At 67.4% G+C, this 5,161-nt stretch carries 1 protein-coding gene; it reads left to right on the top strand.

Annotation, left to right across the window (positions count from 1 at the left end):
• Positions 1 to 5,161, top strand: a 5,161-nt coding sequence (locus QQJ96_RS22185; RefSeq protein WP_284334224.1) for a non-ribosomal peptide synthetase, incomplete at both ends; no start/stop codon positions are given.

The following is a 5,161-nucleotide window of genomic DNA, read 5'->3' as shown; positions in this document are numbered from 1 at the left end:
CTGCGGGCCCGGCGCGCGGGTCGCGCTCGCGCTGTCGCGCGGCGTGGCGTTCCCGACGATGGTGCTCGCCGTGCTCAAGGCCGGCGCGGCGTACGTGCCGCTCGATCCGTCGTACCCCGCCGATCGGCTCGAGTTCATGATCCGCGATTGCGCGGCGCGGGTCTTGATCAGCGAATCGGCCGTCGCGGCCAGCTTGCCGGCGTGCGCCGCCGAGATCCTGCTCGTCGAGGCCCCGCCGCCGATCGATCGCGTGTCCGAGCGCCGGACGGCGAGCGCCGACGATCTCGCGTACGTGATCTACACGTCCGGATCGACCGGCACGCCCAAGGGCGTGGCGATGCCGCACCGCGCGGTGGTCAACTTGATCACGTGGCAGGCCGCGCGCTCGCCCGAGCCGATGCGCAGCTTGCAGTTCGCCTCGCCGAGCTTCGACGTGTCGTTTCAGGAGCTGTTCGCGACCTGGGCCAACGGCGGCTGCCTCGTGCTCGCCAGTGAGGACGAGCGCCGCGATCCCGACGCCTTGCTCCGCCGGCTCGCTACCGCGCGCGTTGAGCGCCTGTTCCTGCCGTTCGTCGCCTTGCATCAGCTCGCCGAGGCCGCGCACGGCCAACCCGCGGCGGGTCTCGCGCTCCGCGAGGTGATCACCGCCGGCGAGCAGCTCCGGATCACGCCGGCGATCACCGCGCTGTTCACCCAGCTCCCGGCGTGCCGGCTGTACAACCAGTACGGGCCGACCGAGACCCACCTCGCGAGCGAGCTCCCGCTCACCGGCGCACCATCGACGTGGGACACCTTGCCGTCGATCGGCCGGCCAATCGCCAACGTGCGGATCTACATCCTCGACGCCGATCGTCAGCCGGTGCCGATCGGTGTGCCCGGCGAGGCGTGGATCGCCGGCGCCGGCGTCGCGCGCGGCTACCTCGGCCGCGACGAACTCACCGCCGAGCGCTTCGTCGACGATCCGTTTGCCGGCGCCGGCGAGCGCATGTACAAGACCGGCGATCGCGTGAAGTACCTCGCGACCGGCGAGCTCGTGTTCCTCGGCCGCGCCGACGATCAGGTCAAGCTGCGCGGCTACCGCATCGAGCTGGGCGAGATCGAGGCCGCGCTCGGCAGTCACCCCGCGATCCGCGAGGCAGCGGTGATCGTCCGCCACGACGGCAGCGCGCCGCGCCTTGTCGGTTACGTGACGTGCACCGACGCGGCGCCGACGACCGCGGCGATCAAAGATCACCTGCGCGCCCGCCTGCCCGACTACATGATCCCGGCGGCGATCGTGGTCCTGCCCGCGATCCCGCTGTCGCCGAACCGCAAGGTCGATCGCAAGGCGCTGCCCAGGCCCGACGAGGATCACAGCGAATACGTCGCGCCAAACACCGTGCTCGAAGCGCAGGTCGCCGCGGTGTGGGCGGCCGTGCTTGGCATCGAGCGGATCAGCGTGATCGAGAGCTTCTTCGAGGTCGGCGGCCACTCCCTGCTCGCCACCCAGGTCGTATCGCGGCTGCGCGCGGCGCTCGCGATCGAGCTGCCGGTCCGCGCGCTGTTCGAGGCGCCGACGATCCGCGACCTCGCGGCGAAGATCGCGACGATCTCGCCGACCGAGGATCGCGCGATCCCGCGCGTCGAGCGCGCCGGCGCGCTCCCGCTGTCGTTCGCGCAGCAGCGTTTGTGGTTCCTCGCCCAGCTCGATGCAAGCATCAGTGTCACCTATCACATCCCGATGGCCATGCACCTGCACGGCCCACTGGATATCCCGGCGTGGCAACGCAGTCTGGATACGTTGTGGGCTCGGCACGAGGGCTTGCGCACGGTCTTCATGTCGACCGAGGGTCAACCCTGCATCCAATTGCTGTCACCGACCCTCGGCTTGCCACTGCGCCAACATGATCTGCAGGACGCGAGCGATCCTCACGCATCCCTTCGACACCTGTGTGAGGAAGAAGTCGGCGCCCCCTTCGATCTCGCACGGGGCCCCTTGATCCGTGCCCGCCTCGTCCGCTTGGCCGAGCATGAGCATGTCTTCCTGCTTACCCAGCATCACATCGTCTCCGACGGTTGGTCGATCGGAGTGCTGATCCGTGAGCTCAGTGCGCTCTACACCGCCTTCATGCAAGGACAGGCCGATCCGCTTGGACCGCTGACCATCCAGTACCCCGATTACGCCGTCTGGCAACGCCAATGGCTCGTCGACGAACGGCTCGCCACGCAAGTCGACTATTGGCGCCGTACGCTGGCCGATGCCCCGGTCCTGTTGACCCTGCCCACGGATCGACCCCGTCCGCCGCTGCAATCGTTCGTCGGCGCCAGTGTGCCCATCCAGCTGGATGCTGCCCTGACCCTGGCGCTCAAGCGCTTCAGTCAGCAGCACGGCACCACGGTGTTCATGACCCTGATGACGGCGTGGGCGGCCGTCCTTGCCCGCCTGTCCGGTCAGGACGATCTGGTCATCGGCACGCCCACAGCCAACCGCAACCGCGTCGAGATCGAGCCGCTGATTGGCTTCTTCGTCAACACGCTGGCCCTGCGTATCGACCTGTCCCACAACCCCAGCGTGGCCGAGCTGCTGGCTCGGGTACGCCAGGCCACCGTAGCCGCCCAGGATCACCAGGATCTACCCTTCGAGCAGGTCGTGGAGGTCGTCCAGCCCGCGCGACATCTGGATCACACGCCATTGTTCCAGGTCATGTTCGCCTGGCAGAACAACGAGGCGGGATCGTTCGACCTCCCCGGCCTGCGCACCGAACCGGTCGACATGCCCTTCGATCGGGTCAGGTTCGATCTGGAGCTTGGCTTGGGCGAAGCCGACGGCAGCATCATCGGTTCCCTGCGCTATGCCACCGCCTTGTTCGATCACGCCACCATCGTGCGCCATCGCGGCTATCTTGTCGCCATGCTGTCGGGGATGGTCGCTGACGCCGCGTCGCCGCTGAAGTCTATTCCGATACTGAGTGCGACCGAACGCCATCAACTACTGCAACAGTGGAACGATACCGGGGCTGGCTACGACCGTGGTGCAACGCTGCATGGTCTGTTCGAAGCGCGCAGCGAGGCAATTCCCGACGCCGAGGCCATTCGTTGCCGCGATGGGGTGATGACCTATGGCGAACTCAATCGATCGGCCAACCGCCTGGCTCACGCGTTGCGCGCCCGCGGCGTCGTCCCGGGTGATCGGGTCGCCGCGTGCGTGACGCGCGAGAGCGCATCCATCGTCGCGCTCATGGGCATTCTCAAGGCGGGGGCCGCCTACGTTCCTGTCGATCCCGCTTACCCTGAAGAACGCGTGCGCTTTATTGTCGACGACGCACAGCCCCGACTGGTGCTTTGTGATGCCGCCGCCAAGGAAGTAGCCAACCAGACGCTGGGTGCCAGCCATCCGCTGGTCGATGTAACAGCCCTCTTGGCGACCGATGCGCCGGAGCACAACCCGAGCCTTACGATCGCATCCGAGGACCTCGCGTACATCATCTACACCTCCGGTTCGACAGGACGGCCGAAGGGGGTGATGGGTATGCACCGGCCGGTGGTCAATCTGATCGAATGGATCGCCAGCACGTTCGCCGTTGGCCGTGGCGACGTCATGTTTTTCACCAGTTCGCTGTCGTTCGATCTTTCTGTCTACGATATCTTCGGCATCCTGGCGTCCGGCGGCTGTATACGCATCGCTACGCGCGAGGAGCTGGCCGACCCTGAAACCCTGGCTGCGGTGCTGCTGGAGTCCGACATCACCTTCTGGGATTCGGCGCCGGCCGTTTTCCAGCAGCTGATTCCGTTCCTCGATCTCAGCAAGCTCGAGTCGGCTCCGACGTTACGTCTTGCCTTTTTCAGCGGCGATTGGATCCCCCTGGAATTCCATGCCACGATCGCTCGGCACCTGCCAAACTGCAGGATGATCGGGCTTGGCGGCGCCACCGAGGCGTCGGTGTGGTCCAACTACTATCCCGTGGATGCGATCGATCCGGCGTGGATCAGCATCCCTTATGGGCGTCCCATCCAAAACGCCCGCTATTACGTACTGGACGAAAGTCTTGAGCCGGTGCCCTCCGGCACACGCGGGGACCTCTACATTGGTGGCGAATGTCTCGCCGCGGGCTACTTCCGCCGTGACGATCTCACCGCCGAACGTTTCCTGCCCGATCCGTTCAGTGCCGAGCCCGGGGCACGCATGTACAAGACCGGCGACCTGGCCCGCTACCTGCCGGATGGCAACCTCGTGTTCCTGGGCCGCAACGATCACCAGGTCAAGATCCGCGGCTTTCGCATCGAGCTCGGCGAGATCGAAGCGCGCCTGGCGGAACATCCGGTGGTGCGCGAGGCCATCGTCCTCGCCCGCGAAGACGTCCCCGGCGACAAACGCCTCGTCGCCTATCTCACTACTGCACCCGAAGACACGGCCGTCTCTGGTGAGCTGGCCGCAACGTTGCGTTCCCACCTCAGTGCCTGCCTCCCCGACTACATGGTTCCGGCGGCCTTCGTGCCGTTGGACGCGTTGCCCCTGACGCCCAACGGCAAGCTCGACCGCAAGGCCTTGCCCGCACCCGGCGACGCGGCTTACGCACGTCGGGCCTATGAGCCACCCCAGGGGGAGATCGAGCAGACCCTCGCCGCTCTGTGGGAGGAGTTGCTCGGCCTCCAGCAGGTCAGCCGGCACGACAACTTCTTCGCGCTCGGCGGCAACTCGCTCCGCCTCGTCACGCTGCGGTCGCGGCTCGAGACCGCGCTCAGCCGGCCGGTCGCGCTCAAGTCGCTCGCCGAGGCCGCGAGCGTGAGCGAGCTCGCCGCCCGGCTCGCCGACGACACCGCCACGAGCTGTCTGATCCGCCTGCAAGCGGGCCCCAAGTCACCCATTTACTTCATCCATGGCGGCGGCGGCAGCGCGCTCAGCTACCGCGACCTCGCACGCGCGATCGACGGCGAGCGCGCGATGTACGGTTTCGCCGCGCGCGGCCTCGACAGCGACGAGCCGCCGCACGCCTCGATCGAAGCGATGGCCAGCCACTACCTCGCGCTCGCGCGCACCGTCCACCCCGGCGGCCCATTCCTCCTCGTCGGCGCGTCACTCGGCGGCACGGTCGCGTACGAGATGGCGCGTCAGCTCACCGCCGCCGGCGACTCCGTCGCCCTGTGTGCCCTGCTCGACTCGCCCGGCCCCGGCGCGCTCCCC

It is taken from the genome of Dyella flagellata (assembly GCF_030160275.1).
Classification (GTDB): Bacteria; Pseudomonadota; Gammaproteobacteria; order Xanthomonadales; family Rhodanobacteraceae; genus Dyella_B; species Dyella_B flagellata.
This window is presented reverse-complemented; position numbering and strand designations above follow the sequence as displayed.